Origin of the sequence: Marinomonas foliarum (assembly GCF_016906065.1) — a bacterium.
GTDB lineage: Bacteria > Pseudomonadota > Gammaproteobacteria > Pseudomonadales > Marinomonadaceae > Marinomonas > Marinomonas foliarum.
The window spans coordinates 186,923-203,028 of sequence record NZ_CP070273.1; the positions used below are offsets into that span (position 1 = coordinate 186,923).

The following is a 16,106-nucleotide window of genomic DNA, read 5'->3' on the forward strand; positions in this document are numbered from 1 at the left end:
TACCTTAGCTTTATTATTTATTGTCTCGAGAAACCAACGGCATCTATTAAACTAGAGACTCCATTACTATTCGCACGCACAGTACAAGTATTTAATTCATCTCTTTCTACATAATGCTTTCTCAACCAATCAAAAACATTACTTTCTTTATTTTCTCGGTATTTAAAGCGCAACCGAACATCATCCCTAGCCACATCATAAATTGCTTGCACACTTCGAGCCAGCATTTCTTCTTGCGAGACACCGGCAGCAACATCAATAAAAGAAAGCCAACCTGAACTAATAGCGTCTTTTTTATTAATTACGTGTGAATTTAGCCCTAAATGGCGACACAAAGCCTGATAAACCATCCAGGTACCTTTTTCACGACCTTGCTTACTGTAGCCCGCGATATGTGGTGTGGCAATATCGACAATAGAGACAAGATTCTGGTTAATTTCTGGCTCAGCATCCCAGACATCTATCACCAGATGAATATTACCGTCTAATTGCTTATAGCGTTCAAGCAGTGCATTTTCTTCAATAACACCACCTCGTCCAGCCGAAATAATAGTAACACCAGCGGACACCCTAGCAAGCTCCTCGCTGCCGATCATCCCCATAGTTGGACAAGGGCCTGAGTTTGTTAAAGGCGCATGCAGAGAAATTACATCACAACAAAGAATTTCATCCAAAGAAACAAAGTTCGCTGAACCACCCTCTTTTTCCTTAATAGGATCATGAATGCATACATGACAGCCTAAATCAGCAAAACGGTCATATACAGCTTTACCAACATTACCATAGCCAATCACGCCGATTTTCTTACTCAACCAGCTAAGTTTTTTTGTCATATAAAGATGACTCAAACCACTAAACACATAATCCGCGACTGCTTCTGCGTTGCAACCGGGCGCACTACTAAATGCAATACCCACTTCAGCCAGATAATCTAGATCGATATGATCGACACCTATGGTAGCGCTGCCCACAAAACAAACAGAACTACCCTCAAGCAACTCCCGCGTCACTTTCGTCACAGAACGAACCAAAAGCACATCTGCGTCTTTTATTTGGTTGTTTGTTATTGTCCGGCCATTTACCAATTCCACATCACCCAAATGCGAAAAAAGAGCTTTCGCATTTGGCATATTCTCATCTGCAATAATTTTCATACTGTTGCTTTAAAAACTCACTAAAAACTAAATCTGGATGGCGTTGTGCCAATAAATAGGTTGAAAAAGCCTCAGCCCTTCTCGGCAAGCCAGTAACTATATAGCTACCTACCTGCTTCATTACAGCTTGTTCAAAGTGCTTAGCGTCATAATCAGGCATAGACAAATTATCAACACTTACACGAAATGGCAGCCCTGCCGACCAATGCAAAACACACTCAACAGCCTGAGGCTTAACCTCGACACACTCAAACTCTTGCTGGGTTTTCAAATCTCGCGTATCGGATTCATACCAATAACCATAATCCTCCAGCAAACGCCTTTCTGAGCCTGCAATACACCAATGGCTCACTTCATGTAGCGCACTTGAGCAGTAATCGAAGCGAAAATATATAGTCGCCGGAGCACCAACCTCAGCAGGCAAATATAAGGGTTCATCTGCACCACCTACAAGGCGGGTATTAAAACTTGAGAGAAAACAGGCGCTAAAGGCTTCAACAAGCTGCGTTACACTTGCCAACGTATAGACTCCAAAAGCAAAGAATTATCACATAAGAAAGAAAAATGCGCCACGCAAAGAAAATAACTTCACGCAGCGCATTTTATGCAATCCCGCCAAACTCATGAGCGGGCTAAAAAAACACTCTAAACATTAGCCTCGATAATATCGAGAAGGTACAAACGGCATAGACGTCTGAGCCAAAGGAATACTCTTACCCCTAACGCTAGCAAATAAATCTTCGCCGCCATCAAGCGCCTGGACTGCCACATAAGCCATCACGATAGGCTTAGCAAGAGTTGGAGAGAAACCACCACTAGTCACAACACCTTTAACCTCACCAGAAGCATCCACTATCTCCACACCTTCACGAACCGGGGCACGACCATCAACTAGAAAACCAACACGCTTTCTTGCTGGTTTATTGACAAATTGCGGTAAAATGATATCAGCACCCGGAAAGCCACCAGCACGCGCCCCATCTAAACGACGCACTTTTTGTATCGCCCAATTAAGAGAAGCCTCCACTGGTGTTGTTGTCGCGTCAATATCATGACCATACAAGCACAAACCAGCCTCTAAGCGTAATGAGTCACGCGCACCAAGACCAATCCACTCCACCTCGTCAAACGCCAATAAAGCATTAGCAAAAACTTCAGCTTTGTCATTTGGCACAGAAACTTCGTAACCGTCTTCACCAGTATAACCAGAACAACTCACCCATAGCTCCACGCCCTGCCATTCTAGCTTCAAGCTTTGCATGAATGTCATACTGGAAGCATCAGGAACCATACGCGCAAACACTTCACGCGCTTTTGGCCCTTGAATTGCTAGCAATGACCTATCTTCTATAACGTCAACATCACAATCAACCAACGTAGCTTTTAAATAAGCAAAGTCTTGGTCTTTACAGCCAGCATTCACAACCATAAATACTTCATCGCCCCAATTGGCGAACATTAAGTCGTCCGTAATACCGCCCTTATCAGTCGTAAACATACCGTAACGCTGTGTACCTTCAGGCAATCCAATTACATCAACAGGCAAAATAGCTTCAAGCGCAGCTTTTACATTTTTACCTCGTAGCATTACCTGCCCCATGTGCGACACATCAAATAACCCCGCGTTTTCACGAGCCCATAAATGTTCTTTCATCACACCTAACGGATATTGAACTGGCATCTCATAACCAGCAAATTCAACCATCCTAGCGCCTGAAGCGACATGTAAATCACATAGAGCAGTACGTTTCATAACGAAAACCTTTAATTAAAGTAGTAACAATGTTTGTTTCCAATTGGAAACAGAGTATCCAAATTCAGCCAGACTTGACAAGCCCCAAGCAGCATTTAATCGAAGAACATCCAACCTAAACTCAATATTTTCAATGCAAAATATTAAACGAACGGTCAAGTATATTAATAAACAAACTTGAAAAATCCACCCCAATTACTGTTTCCAATTGGAAACTTTTTCATTATCATAGTCAAAAATGACGTAAACCGAACAATGACTGACGCTCCTAGAAAGATGATCTTTTTTCATCATCATAGACTGCCTTAGTGTTATTATACGCACGACTCATTGTCTTTTTGGCATACATGTTTATTTAAGAGGAATTTCCCCATGGCGAATACCGAAGCTTTTTTCAGCCAAACTTTAGCTGAGCGAGATCAAGAACTTTTTGCAACAATCGTTGAAGAGCAAGAACGCCAAGAAACCGGCATTGAATTGATTGCTTCTGAAAACATCACTTCAAAAGCGGTTTTAGAAGCTCAGGGCTCAGTACTAACCAACAAATATGCAGAAGGTTACCCACATCGTCGCTACTATGGTGGCTGTGAAGCAGTTGACGTAACGGAACAGCTTGCCATTGACCGTGCTAAAAAACTTTTCAACTGTGAGTTTGTAAACGTTCAGCCTCATTCTGGCGCACAAGCTAACGGTGCAGTAATGCTAGCACTGCTTCAGCCTGGCGACACTATTATGGGTATGTCATTGTCTTCTGGTGGTCACTTAACTCACGGCGCGGCACCAGCTCAATCTGGCAAATGGTTTAACGCTGTTCAGTACGAAGTTAGCCCAGAAACATTATTAATTGATTACGATGCTATCGAAGCACAAGCACTAGAGTGCAAGCCAAAGATGATTATCGCGGGTGGCTCAGCCATTCCACGTCAAATCGACTTCAAGCGCTTCCGTGAAATTGCAGACAAAGTTGGTGCTTACCTTTTCGTTGACATGGCTCACATTGCTGGACTTGTTGCGACGGGTGTTCACCCATCTCCACTTCCACATGCACACGTTGTTACAACAACAACACACAAAACACTTCGCGGCCCACGTGGTGGTATGATTCTTTCCAATGACCTAGATCTTGGCAAAAAAATCAACTCTGCGGTATTCCCTGGCTACCAAGGTGGTCCATTGATGCACGTTATTGCTGGTAAAGCAGTCGCTTTCGGCGAAGCATTGAAGCCAGAGTTTACTGATTACATTAAACAAGTCGTTGCTAACGCTAAAGCGCTTGCTGAAGTAATGGTTGAACGTGGTTGTGACATCGTTACTGGTGGTACCGATACACACCTAATGCTAGTTGACCTTCGTCCAAAAGGACTAAAAGGTAACGCAGCAGATGCCGCCCTTGAACGCGCTGGCATTACCTGTAACAAAAATGGCATTCCATTCGACACAGAAAAACCGATGGTAACTTCTGGTATCCGCCTAGGTACACCGGCAGCAACATCTCGTGGATTTGGTATTGAAGAATTCCAAAAAGTGGGTCATCTTATCAGCGATGTACTTGATGGCTTGGTAGCAATGCCAGAAGGAAACCCAGAAGTAGAGGCTCGCGTACTTGCAGAAGTTAAAGAGCTTTGCAAACGCTTCCCACTTTACCGCTAAGATCACGTACCCAAGGGGCAACCCTCCTTGGGTATTTTTTTAAAGAGGCATAAATACTATGAGCACTATCCCAGAAAACCTAAAATACGCTGACTCCCATGAATGGGTGTTGGATAACGGCGATGGAACAGTTACTGTTGGCATTACCGATCACGCACAAGACCTACTAGGCGATGTAGTTTACGTTGAACTACCTGAAGTTGGCGCCGACGTAACTGCTACAGAGCAATTTTCTTTAGTTGAGTCTGTGAAAGCGGCTTCTGATATTTATGCCCCTGTTAATGGCGAAGTAATTGAAGTTAATGAAGCTCTAAATGACTCACCAGAGCTAATCAATGAAGCACCTTTTAAAGACGCATGGATTGCTAAAATCAAGCTCAGCGACCCTGCTGATCTTGACAAACTACTTGATGCTGCAGGCTATTCAGCCACAATCGAATAACCTCAAATCTAGGCTCTCCCTCTATCCGTATTGAGAGCCTAACTCCTCGATCTAATCTTAATAGGTAATTAAACCATGACCTCGTGCATTCGCGATTTGTTAAACAGTGATGAATTTATTGCTCGCCACATTGGCCCTGACGCATCAGAGCAGGCAAAAATGCTATCTACAATTGGCATCAACAGCCTTCCAGAACTAATCGAAAAAACAGTCCCGGAAGCCATTCGTCAAGCAAATCTAGATCTTTCAGCTAACCCTGTTAGTGAAAACGAAGCACTTGTTCAACTAAAGACCATCGCCAATCAAAACAAAGTTGCGCGCTCTTTTATCGGCATGGGTTACCACGACACACATGTGCCCTCTCCGATTCTGCGCAACCTACTAGAAAACCCAGGCTGGTATACGGCTTACACGCCTTACCAACCAGAAATATCTCAAGGTCGCTTGGAAGCACTATTAAACTTCCAACAAGTCATTATCGACCTAACTGGCATGGAAATTTCCAACGCCTCTTTATTAGATGAAGCGACGGCCGCAGCCGAAGCGATGACACTAATGAAACGCTCCAACCGCAAGAAGAGCGATAAATTATTCGTTGCAAGCCACTGCTTGCCACAAACAATAGACGTCGTTAAAACTCGAGCAGAACTACTTGAAATTGAAGTCATCGTTGATGATATCGCAAATTTCGCACAACACGATGTATTCGGCGCCATTATTCAATACCCAGGCATTGATGGCACAGTGACTGATTTAACCCCTGTTATTGCCCAAGCACATGAGCAAGGCGCACTTGTCAGCATTGCCGTCGACCTACTGTCTCTTGTTCTATTGAAATCACCAGGTGATATGGGTGCAGACATCGTGTTCGGCTCCGCTCAGCGCTTTGGTGTGCCAATGGGCTTTGGTGGCCCACACGCTGCATTCTTAGCAACCAAAGATGCATTCAAACGCTCTATGCCAGGTCGTGTTATCGGCGTATCGAAAGACAGTCATGGCAAACCAGCATTACGCATGGCAATGCAAACACGTGAACAACATATTCGCCGTGAAAAAGCGACATCGAACATTTGTACCGCTCAAGCACTACTAGCAATGATGGCTGGCTTCTACGCAGTTTATCACGGCCCTGCTGGCCTTAAAAAGATAGCGAACCGCGTTGCGGCGCTTACCAACTGCTTTGCCAATACCATCCAATCAAAAGGCTTCACCACTAACTCAAGTTACTTTGATACCGTTATCGTTAACACTGGTGAAAAAACTGATAGCATCATGGCAAAAGGTGCTGAGAAGTTAATGAACTTCCATAAAGCGTCTGACAGCCAAGTGTCTATCGCACTAAACGAAACAATCACCCCGAATGATCTTATCGACTTGGCTGAATGCTTCGGCGCAGAACTATCACTAGAAGACATCACAAACGCTGAAAGCACTTATGGCTTTGATGCTACCCTATTGCGTCAAGATGATATTCTGACTCACCCAGTATTTAATAGTCATCACAGCGAAACCGAATTGATGCGCTACATGCACCAACTGGAAGTCAAAGACATTGCACTGAACCAAAGCATGATCCCTCTTGGATCTTGTACAATGAAACTAAATGCGGCATCCGAAATGATTCCGGTTACTTGGGCTGAATTTGGTCGCATCCATCCATTTGCACCAAGCACTCAAGTTGCTGGCTATCATGCATTATTGCAAGAACTTATCGACATGCTTTCTAAAGCAACGGGATATGACACTGTTTCTTTGCAACCAAACTCTGGCGCACAAGGTGAGTACGCTGGTCTTATCGCTATCGATAAGTACCACAAGTCTCGCGGCGACCATGATCGTGATGTGTGCTTGATTCCAAGCTCAGCTCATGGAACAAACCCAGCTTCTGCTGCGTTAGCCGGCATGAAAGTTGTCATCGTGAAATGCGACGAAGACGGCAACATTGATTTAGTTGACCTTGCTGAAAAAGCTGAAAAGCATGCTGCTGAACTGAGTTGCATCATGGCAACATACCCATCTACTCACGGTGTATTTGAAGAACACATTCGTGAAGTCTGCGACATTGTTCACAAATTTGGTGGTCAAGTGTACATTGATGGCGCCAACCTAAACGCTCTAGTGGGTGTTGCGCCTCCTGGCTCATTTGGTGGTGACGTTTCGCATCTTAACCTACATAAAACATTCTGCATCCCACATGGTGGTGGCGGTCCAGGCATGGGCCCAATCGGTGTTAAATCTCACCTTGCGCCTTTCTTACCTGGCCACGCGGTTTCACCTGTGATGGGCATGCTTGAGCAACACGGCGCGGTTTCAGCTGCACCATACGGTAGTGCAAGTATTCTTGTGATCACTTGGATGTACATCAAAATGATGGGCGACAAAGGCTTGCGCGATGCCACCTTCAACGCAATCTTGAATGCCAACTACATTGCTAAGCGCTTAGGCGAACATTACCCAGTTCTTTACACAGGTAAAAACGGCACAGTGGCACACGAGTGCATTATCGACATTCGTCCACTAAAAGCAGAATCAGGCATCAGTGAAGAAGACATCGCTAAGCGTTTGATGGACTTTGGCTTCCATGCACCAACCATGTCTTTCCCTGTTGCTGGAACACTAATGATCGAGCCAACAGAATCAGAAAACCTAGAAGAGCTAGACCGCTTCTGTGATTCAATGATTCAAATTCGCAAAGAAATCAGCAAGGTGCAAGCCGGCGAATGGCCTCTAGAAGACAACCCGCTAGTCAATGCACCACACACAGCAGACAGCCTTTTAGATATGGAGTGGAACCACGCTTACTCACGCAAAGAAGGCGCCTATCCTTTAAATTGGATCAAAGCACGTAAATACTGGCCACCCGTTGGTCGTATTGACAATGTCTACGGTGACCGCAACCTATTCTGCGAATGCCCACCAATAGACAGCTACGAAGACTAATATTCGAAGCTACTAAAAAGTACTAGAACCAAAAAAGGCGAATCAGCAATGATTCGCCTTTTTTTGTTTCATTGATCTCTGATCCTTTACAGCATCGAACCCATAGGATAATTAAAATATAAATGGTATTTTATTTATTAAATATAAGTATTACGCTTTACTTAACGCGTGACCAAGCAAACTAAAATAATTCTGAAAGGCTTGATTAATACGAAGTCGCTGCTCACCTTGAGGGTAAAGGCCCATTTTGGCCTCTTCAGAATGGCGACTTCCTTTTACTAAGAAGGTGCTGGTAGGTTTTGTGTCCTCAACGAACGCCTCGAAAGCGCGTGCTGCCATCTCTTCTGGTTTAGCGTAATAGATGACTTTTAACTTTTGATCTGTAAGGCGGGATATTTGAAACATGTCGCTTGGCTCATCACCTTGCTCGTTCAGCATAATGGCTTTGAAACACTCGGCTAATAATAAGCTCAATGGATGAGGTTGCTTGTTACGAGACAGTTGTAATTGGGCACTGTTTAGCCAGCATGCAGAAGCAAAATGAGAAGTCGATACATGCTGGAACATTTTTTCACCCATGTAATGGTCGAAGGCATGAAACCATTCGTGAGCGAGACTACCAGCTCCCGCATTTTTTGCTAATGATAGCTGCCGCGTTGCAGGCACATAGTGAGCGGCTACGCCTGGTCTTCCGCCCTTTCCATATTGAAGCCCAAGAGTACCTCGCAATGATATTAATAGCTCCGGCCCTTGCAATACGAACATTAAATCCTCTAATGCTCGATAGAAGTTCACCGCGGCTCGATCTCTTTCTTCTGGCGTTACCCAACGCCCCATTTCAATACCTCGAAAATCAAATTGTCGACGTATCATGACAAAGTTTATTGGGGCTTGACTGAAAGACATGCAAACTCTCTAATTAACTAGACGAAACTTAATGCAATAGTGAGTTCTACGTAATACCAAATTGCCGATCAAACTCTGCGATTTTTGTACCACGCATAACCTTTAAATCCTGCAGTTGCTCTTTAACTCTATTCTTTGCTGTCATTCTACCGTTTGCATCAGTGACATTTTCCAATTCGAGCTCATACTGATCCAATAAAGTATCATAATCATCTTGATACGCCTCCTCCACCAAAGCTAAAGCGACTTGATGCTGATAAGTCGCTGCTTTTTTTGAGTGTTTTTGTATATAGGTCAGTGAGTTGTCAAAATATAGCTGCTTTAATGTATCTTTCTGATAATGAACACTCTTAAGCGCATTTCTTTTGTCATCAACCAACACCCTAGCTTGCAGTACCTCTGCCTCATAGCTAATGTTGCTCGCTTGCGCAAAACTAACAGGAACAGTGTTCAATACAAGAATCGCAGTGAGAGACTGCAGTTTTTTCAGTAAAACTTTCTTCATGCGTACCTTCTTGCTCAATGTAGATGCAATGAAACTAATACTTGATTCTATTGAGGCAAAACGACAAGAACAACACTCCAAGAGCACATGCACATTTTAATCTTATCTTTTCGCTTTCAAGCACTACAGGTGTGACGCTCTATTTCCTTTCAAAAAAGCCTAATTTAAATCCATTATTGGTGGCTATTTTTTACATAATAAATCTGAACCCAATCGCCAATACCGTAAAGTCCGCGTCACCCATAAGGAAAGCAAAGGCCGTACCTACTAACAATAAGCCAAAAAAAAGACCTGCCTCAGCAAGTCTTTTGAACTAACGATTCAAAAACGACAATATAGTTACGAGAAAATCCCGGTCAATTTTTCATTCATCAAGTTTTGCCACTCTTTATCCAGTGGCGCTTCAAATAACATACGCTCTCCATTCAACATAATGTCTAGTCGTGTTGCATGGAGACATAAGCGCTTAAAGCCCAGGGCTTTTGTTTCTTTTAAAGATTCCATTGGCGCGTATTTGTCATCACTAACAATTGGATAGCCCGCATGAAGCGTATGAACGCGAATCTGATGCGTACGCCCTGTTACTGGCTCACACTGAACCAAACTATATCCCTCAAACTGACGAACTAACTTAAAGCGAGTTAAACTTTCTTTCCCATCTGTATGAACCTTCACCACGCGCTCGCCAGATTTCAGCTCATTCTTTAACAAAGGCGCATTAACTTGTAATTTCCGCTTAGGCCAGCTGCCATAGACCAAAGCCAGATACGTTTTTTGTACGCCTTCTTTTTCACGTAACGCAGTATGCAGTTCTTTTAACACTGCACGTTTTTTTGCGATCATGATAAGACCCGAAGTATCACGGTCGAGTCGATGAACAAGCTCAACAAACTTCTCTAACGGCCGCATTTGGCGGATCACCTCAACCAAACCAAAACTCAAGCCACTGCCACCATGAACAGCTAGGCCTGACGGTTTATTAACAACGATCAACCCTTTGTCCTCATAGACAATGCGTGATTCTATCTCGCTTTTTAAACGATCAGACAAGACAGGCTTGTCTGATTCTGGCGCAATCACAATCGGCGCAATACGCACAACATCTTCATTCTGAAGACGGTAATCAGGCTTAGTTCGCTTCTTATTAACGCGTATTTCACCTTTCCTAAGTAAGTTGTAAATCTTGCCTTTCGGAACACCCTTTAAAAAGGTAACCAAAAAATTATCGATTCGCTGCCCCGTATTATTGTCGTCAATCGTGACGTAACGAACCGCGGGACGCTCTGTTGAATTTAGTTCTGAGTCCGACATAAGCTAAGATTGGTTTCCTTTATAATTGAAGCACTTAGTTTTTACTGTTATATTCACATTCGCAAAGGGTAAGAGGCAACAAAACACCTCGAAGATAAGATGCAAGAATTGAATGACAATTGCCGAAGCGACACTTTGGCCCCCTATCTTACCTCTGTAACAGTTAATCTTAAATAATAAACCGCATGATTCGGAAAAATCCGCTTCAGTGGAAGGAACTCTCATTAAATTGCTAGGCCACGCGTTCGCGTTGTTTCGTAAAAGCAAAGAAACGAGACCGGTTAAAGAGACTATTTGGTATTGATCACGGCAGCGACCGCATAAAAGCGTTTAACATAAATAAACGAATCGCGTACTCCTCTCGCCAGAGAACACTGAATGACTTGCTCTAATTCTGAGTCAGATTTATTAATGGTTACCCTATCACTGTTGTGACTCTTTCGTATCAGCCCACAGAGTTCACACATATAATGATTAGAATGCTTATTAATGCAACTCAACAAGAAGAGTTGCGCGTCGCCCTAGTAGACGGACAACGTCTATATGATCTAGACATCGAATCCGGTTCTCGCGAACAGAAGAAGTCAAATATATATAAAGGTCGCATCACTCGCATTGAGCCGAGTCTAGAAGCAGCTTTTGTTGACTTCGGAGCAGATCGCCACGGCTTCCTACCTCTAAAAGAAATCTCCAAGACCTATTTTTCCAAAAAATCGAACCACGAAGGCCGAATTAACATCAAAGATGTGTTAAGTGAAGGTCAAGAAGTGATTGTTCAAGTGGACAAAGAGGAACGTGGTAATAAAGGCGCAGCCTTGACCACCTTCGTTAGTTTAGCGGGTCGTTATTTGGTTTTGATGCCAAACAACCCTCGCGCTGGTGGTATTTCTCGTCGCATCGACGGTGATGACAGATCGCACCTTAAAGAAGCCATGTCAGGCCTGAACACACCAGAAAACGGCGGCCTTATTGTTCGTACCGCTGGCGTTGGTCGTTCAACTGAAGAGTTGCAGTGGGATTTGGATTACCTTGATACTTTATGGTCATCCATCACCAAAGCAGCATCTGAAAAACCTGCCCCTTTCTTAATCTATCAAGAAAGCAACATCGTCATCCGTGCCATTCGCGATTATCTACGCGAAGACATTGGCGAAGTGTTGATTGATGAGAAAAGCGCTTACCAAGACGCTATAAACTTCGTTATGCAAGTAATGCCGCACTTTAAGTCGCGCATTAAAATGTATACTGACTCCACACCACTGTTTAACCGTTTCCAGATCGAAACTCAGATCGAAACGGCTTTCCAGCGTGAAGTTCGCCTACCTTCTGGCGGTTCAATTGTTATTGACCCAACAGAAGCACTAGTGTCTATCGATATCAACTCAGCCCGCGCGACGAAAGGCGGAGATATCGAAGAAACAGCACTACAAACCAACTTAGAAGCGGCTGATGAAATAGCTCGTCAATTACGTCTTCGCGACATCGGTGGGTTGGTTGTTATCGATTTCATCGATATGACACCAGTACGCAACCAAAAAGAAGTTGAAAACCGCATGAAAAACGCTCTAGAGGCGGATCGTGCTCGCGTTCAACTTGGTCGTATTTCTCGCTTCGGTCTATTAGAAATGTCACGTCAACGTTTGCGCCCTTCTCTTGGCGAAACCAGCGGCATCGTTTGCCCTCGCTGTAATGGCCAAGGCTTTATCCGTGACGTTGAGTCTCTAGCGCTTTCTGTACTTCGCCTTATCGAAGAAGAATGCTCTAAAGAACGCACAGCCCAAATTCGAGCAGTTTTACCTGTTTCAGTTGCGACCTTTTTGCTAAACGAGAAGCGCACCAATATTGCTAAAATTGAAAAGCGTAACAGCGTTCACATCATCCTTGTGCCAAATCCTCATATGGAAACACCGCACTTTGAAGTAGAACGTATTCGTGATGACAGCACAGTCGTTACACAAAACGAAAACAGTTACTCACTTGTAGAAACACCAGAGCAGCCTCCTTACGAGCCACGCAAAGCAAATGAAAATGTTCGCCCACAAGCGGCAGTAACAAGCATTGCACCAAAGGCACCAGCACCTGAGCACACCGCACCAACAAGCATCCCTAAAGCCGCCAAAAAGTCGCCGAGCAAACCAAGTTTGTTGAAACGCATAATGACAGCGCTATTTGGTGAACCACAAACTAATGCAAAACCAAAGAGCACAAGTAAAGCACCAACAAATACGAACACGCAGAGCAACAGAAATACATCCAGCAAAAACACAAACAGTCGCCCAAATAGAAATAACAAGCGTAATGTTAAACATCAGAACTCAGATAAAGATGACAGCACTGCAGAAAACGCACGCTCAACTCGTCAGTCTCGTCGTGAGCAAGCTGAAGCTGGCAGCAAAAATAACGGTCGTCGTAATAACCGCAATAACAAGCAAGAAACTCAAGATACTCGAGTTGAAAAGCAAGAAGCGGCGGTAAAAGCACCTCGCCAGCAACCGAAAGCAAAAGACGTTCCTGAAGTGAAAGAGCGCAAACGCGACCGTAACGACAATCGCCGTCGCAACGGAAAATTAAAGGATGAAGCGTTAGAAGCAAGCAAACTACAAGAGCAAGAAGATGCAGCTTTAGTAGAGGCAGCTCAAAATGCGGTAACAGAGAAAAGTGAAAATGGTGATGAGCCTCAACGCCGCTCTCGTCGCTCTCGTCGCTCTCGTCGCCCTCAGAAAGAAGAAAACAATGAACAGCAGGAAAGCAATGAATCTAGCATCACCGATGAAGCTCAAGCAGCTGAGACCTTAGAAAATACTGAAGCTCAAAAGCCTGCAACACAAAAAGAAAGCAAGGCTAAAGAAGCAAAACAAGACAGAGCGGAAGCTGTAGTTTCTAAAGACACAACTGAAGAGGTATCTAAGGAAACGACTGAAGTTGACACAAATAACGAAGTGACTGAAGAAGCTCCTAAAGAAACGACTGAAGTTGACACAACTAACGACGTGACTGAAGAAACTCCTAAAGAAACAACTGAAGCAACTACTGCTAAAGACGTAACTGAAGAGGCCCCTAAAGAAACAACTGAAGCAACTACTGCTAAAGGCGTAACGGAAGAAGCTCCTAAAGAAAAAACTGAAGAAACCTCTAAGGAAGCATCTGAAAATGAAGTTGATACTAAACCTACGAAGCCTAAGATGTCAGTAAAAGCTCAAATGAGAAAAATTGAGCAAGAAAATTATGACAATGCCTTAGTAGTGACAGAGCCAACTGAAAGCACGCTAGCAAAAGAAGATACTCAACCTGAAGCAGTTATCGAGTCGACTCCTCCAGAAGCCGAAACAGTGCAGATTACCACCGAAGAAGAGACAACAGAAGAGAAGCCTGACAATATAGGCCGCTCGACTCGAACTCCTCGTCGTGGGCGCGGTAAGCCAGTAGCGAAAGCGGCCAACACTGAAGTCAAAGCACCGGTAGAATTACCAGCCGCTATTTTAGCTCAGCAAGAAAAGCTTCGTTTAGAGCAAGAAGAAAAGCGTAACGCTGCAACATCGCGCCGTCGCGCTTCTTCTGGTCGGGTAAAAAATGACCCAAGAGTCTCACGAGAAGAAACAAGCCCTGAGCCTGCCTCAGAGACTAATGCAGAGTAAAAACTGCATGAAATTTTCGTGAAATAACAAAGAGCCCGCATTATGCGGGCTCTTTTGCAACAAGAGCAATATGGATTATTTCAAAGGATTGATTTGAACATGAATAACGGACAGGTAAAAAACAATGATCATTGATTTTTCTCGCTTTAAAGATTGGACTCTTGTAGGCGATTTATTTGGTGGCGCAACGACTGCCATTGTTTCGCTACCACTCGCACTAGCATTTGGAGTAGCATCAGGAGCTGGTGCAGAAGCCGGTCTATGGGGAGCAATACTCGTTGGGCTTTTTGCTGCACTATTTGGCGGCTCAACCAGCTTAATCTCAGAACCAACCGGCCCAATGACAGTTATCATGACAGCTGTTCTTACCAGCATGCTTGCCAGCAGCCCAGAAGGAGGGGTTGCCATGGCATTTACTGTTGTCATGATCGCCGGCCTATTCCAAATTACATTAGGCTATCTGAAACTCGGTAAATACATCACCCTTATGCCATATAGCGTAATATCAGGCTTTATGTCTGGTATTGGCATTATTTTAATTATCTTACAAATAGCACCCTTCTTGGGACATTCATCACCATCAGGCGGTGTGATCGGTACACTAAGCGCCCTCCCCAACCTAATTGTTAACCTTAAGTTTTCTGAATTATTTTTGGGCTTACTAACGCTGGGCGTATTGTTTTATCTCCCTAAACACTGGCGCCGGTACGTTCCTCCTCAACTGGTTGCTTTGGTCGCAATCACGCTTATTTCCATTCTATTATTTAACGATTCAGATGTGCGCCGAATAGGTATTATCCCGTCTGGTCTACCATCCATTCATTGGCCCACCTTTGAACAGTCTGTGTTTATAGAAATGATCATTAACGGCCTTGTACTGGGGACTTTGGGCTGCATAGACACCTTACTTACAGCAGTTATTGCAGACAGCCTTACGCGCAAAGAGCATGACTCCAATCGCGAACTTATTGGGCAAGGCACCGCTAATTTTTTCTCCGGCCTTCTTGGTGGACTTCCTGGCGCTGGCGCAACCATGGGAACCGTCGTTAATATACAATCTGGCGGCAAATCACCGCTTGCAGGCATAACAAGAGCGTTAATTCTTTTATTGGTTGTACTTGGTGCATCTGACTTAATTAGCCCAATTCCAATGGCTGTACTGGCTGGTATTGCCTTGTATGTGGGGATTAATATACTCGACTGGAGCTTCTTGAAACGAGCACACAAAGTCGCCCTTTCTCCCACCATTATAATGTACGGAGTGATGGCGCTAACCGTATTTGTTGACCTAATGGTTGCGGTTGGAATTGGAGTGTTTATAGCCAATATCATGACAATAGAAAAACTCAGCCGATTACAGTCAGGGAATGTAAAAGCCATCAGTGATGCTGACGACGATATTCCACTATCAGAAGAGGAAAAATCATTACTAGACCAGGCTGATGGAAACGTATTGCTTTTCTATCTATCTGGCCCAATGATTTTTGGTGCAAGCAAAGCCATCGCAAAGCATCACAACCGCATACACAACTACAAAGCTGTAGTGCTAGATCTGAGCGCCGTTCCTATGATGGACCTCACCATAGGGCTTGCACTAGAAAACGCCATAAAAGACGCGATAGAAGCTAACTGTGCCGTTTATATCTTTAGCCCTAATGGACAAACCACAGAACGACTTGAAAAGCTGGGCGTTTCAAATAGACTGCCACACAATGCGTTTTGTGATTCTCGTAAATCCGCTTTGCAGCAAGCGGTTAAAAACTTACCCACTTCGTAATAAAGCAATGCAAAAACATTAGATAAAAAAAGC

Annotated in this window: 11 protein-coding genes; 5 read left to right on the top strand and 6 right to left on the bottom strand. The window is 44.0% G+C overall.

The genetic code is table 11. The features are described from left to right. Window positions 1–17 precede the first annotated feature (17 nt). The 3 genes from JSY38_RS00965 to gcvT all read right to left on the bottom strand — a co-directional run bounded on the left by JSY38_RS00965 (window position 18) and on the right by gcvT (window position 2,907). Window positions 18–1,154: a 4-phosphoerythronate dehydrogenase gene (locus JSY38_RS00965; protein ID WP_205114795.1), complete on the bottom strand. Its 1,137-nt coding sequence runs from the start codon at window positions 1,152–1,154 to the stop codon at window positions 18–20. Next, on the bottom strand, window positions 1,135–1,674 hold the full coding sequence (locus JSY38_RS00970; protein ID WP_114412510.1) for an elongation factor P hydroxylase: 540 nt from the start codon (window positions 1,672–1,674) through the stop codon (window positions 1,135–1,137). Before JSY38_RS00970 ends, JSY38_RS00965 begins: the two co-directional genes overlap by 20 nt. Before the next feature lie 132 nt (window positions 1,675–1,806). Then, complete coding sequence (gene gcvT, locus JSY38_RS00975; protein ID WP_114412509.1) at window positions 1,807–2,907, bottom strand: glycine cleavage system aminomethyltransferase GcvT; 1,101 nt, start codon at window positions 2,905–2,907, stop codon at window positions 1,807–1,809. Between the two features lie 372 nt (window positions 2,908–3,279). Here gcvT and glyA point away from each other — a divergent pair, with 372 nt between their 5' ends. From glyA to gcvP, 3 genes are all read left to right on the top strand, one after another. Next, window positions 3,280–4,557: a serine hydroxymethyltransferase gene (gene glyA, locus JSY38_RS00980; RefSeq protein WP_114412508.1), complete on the top strand. Its 1,278-nt coding sequence runs from the start codon at window positions 3,280–3,282 to the stop codon at window positions 4,555–4,557. A gap of 58 nt (window positions 4,558–4,615) precedes the next feature. After that, window positions 4,616–4,999 (top strand): glycine cleavage system protein GcvH, encoded by a 384-nt coding sequence (gcvH, locus tag JSY38_RS00985; RefSeq protein ID WP_114412507.1) that lies wholly within the window; start codon window positions 4,616–4,618, stop codon window positions 4,997–4,999. Window positions 5,000–5,074: 75 nt separating this feature from the next. Beyond that, the gene (gene gcvP / locus JSY38_RS00990; RefSeq protein WP_205114796.1) at window positions 5,075–7,939 is read left to right on the top strand and encodes an aminomethyl-transferring glycine dehydrogenase; all 2,865 of its coding nucleotides are present in this window, start codon (window positions 5,075–5,077) and stop codon (window positions 7,937–7,939) included. 150 nt (window positions 7,940–8,089) lie between these two features. Here the strand turns inward: gcvP and JSY38_RS00995 are convergent, their stop codons facing one another. The 3 genes from JSY38_RS00995 to rluC form a co-directional block, all read right to left on the bottom strand. Beyond that, a complete protein-coding gene (locus tag JSY38_RS00995; protein ID WP_205114797.1) occupies window positions 8,090–8,845 on the bottom strand; it encodes a CLCA_X family protein in 756 nt (251 codons plus the stop codon). Between the two features lie 46 nt (window positions 8,846–8,891). After that, window positions 8,892–9,350, bottom strand: a complete 459-nt coding sequence (locus JSY38_RS01000) for a hypothetical protein (RefSeq protein ID WP_114412504.1) — start codon at window positions 9,348–9,350, stop codon at window positions 8,892–8,894. A gap of 339 nt (window positions 9,351–9,689) precedes the next feature. Continuing rightward, on the bottom strand, window positions 9,690–10,661 hold the full coding sequence (gene rluC / locus JSY38_RS01005) for a 23S rRNA pseudouridine(955/2504/2580) synthase RluC (protein WP_205114798.1): 972 nt from the start codon (window positions 10,659–10,661) through the stop codon (window positions 9,690–9,692). Window positions 10,662–11,131: 470 nt separating this feature from the next. Here rluC and rne point away from each other — a divergent pair, with 470 nt between their 5' ends. After that, the gene (gene rne, locus JSY38_RS01010) at window positions 11,132–14,296 is read left to right on the top strand and encodes a ribonuclease E (protein WP_205114799.1); all 3,165 of its coding nucleotides are present in this window, start codon (window positions 11,132–11,134) and stop codon (window positions 14,294–14,296) included. Window positions 14,297–14,420: 124 nt separating this feature from the next. After that, window positions 14,421–16,073 (top strand): SulP family inorganic anion transporter, encoded by a 1,653-nt coding sequence (locus JSY38_RS01015; protein WP_114412501.1) that lies wholly within the window; start codon window positions 14,421–14,423, stop codon window positions 16,071–16,073. Window positions 16,074–16,106 lie beyond the last annotated feature (33 nt).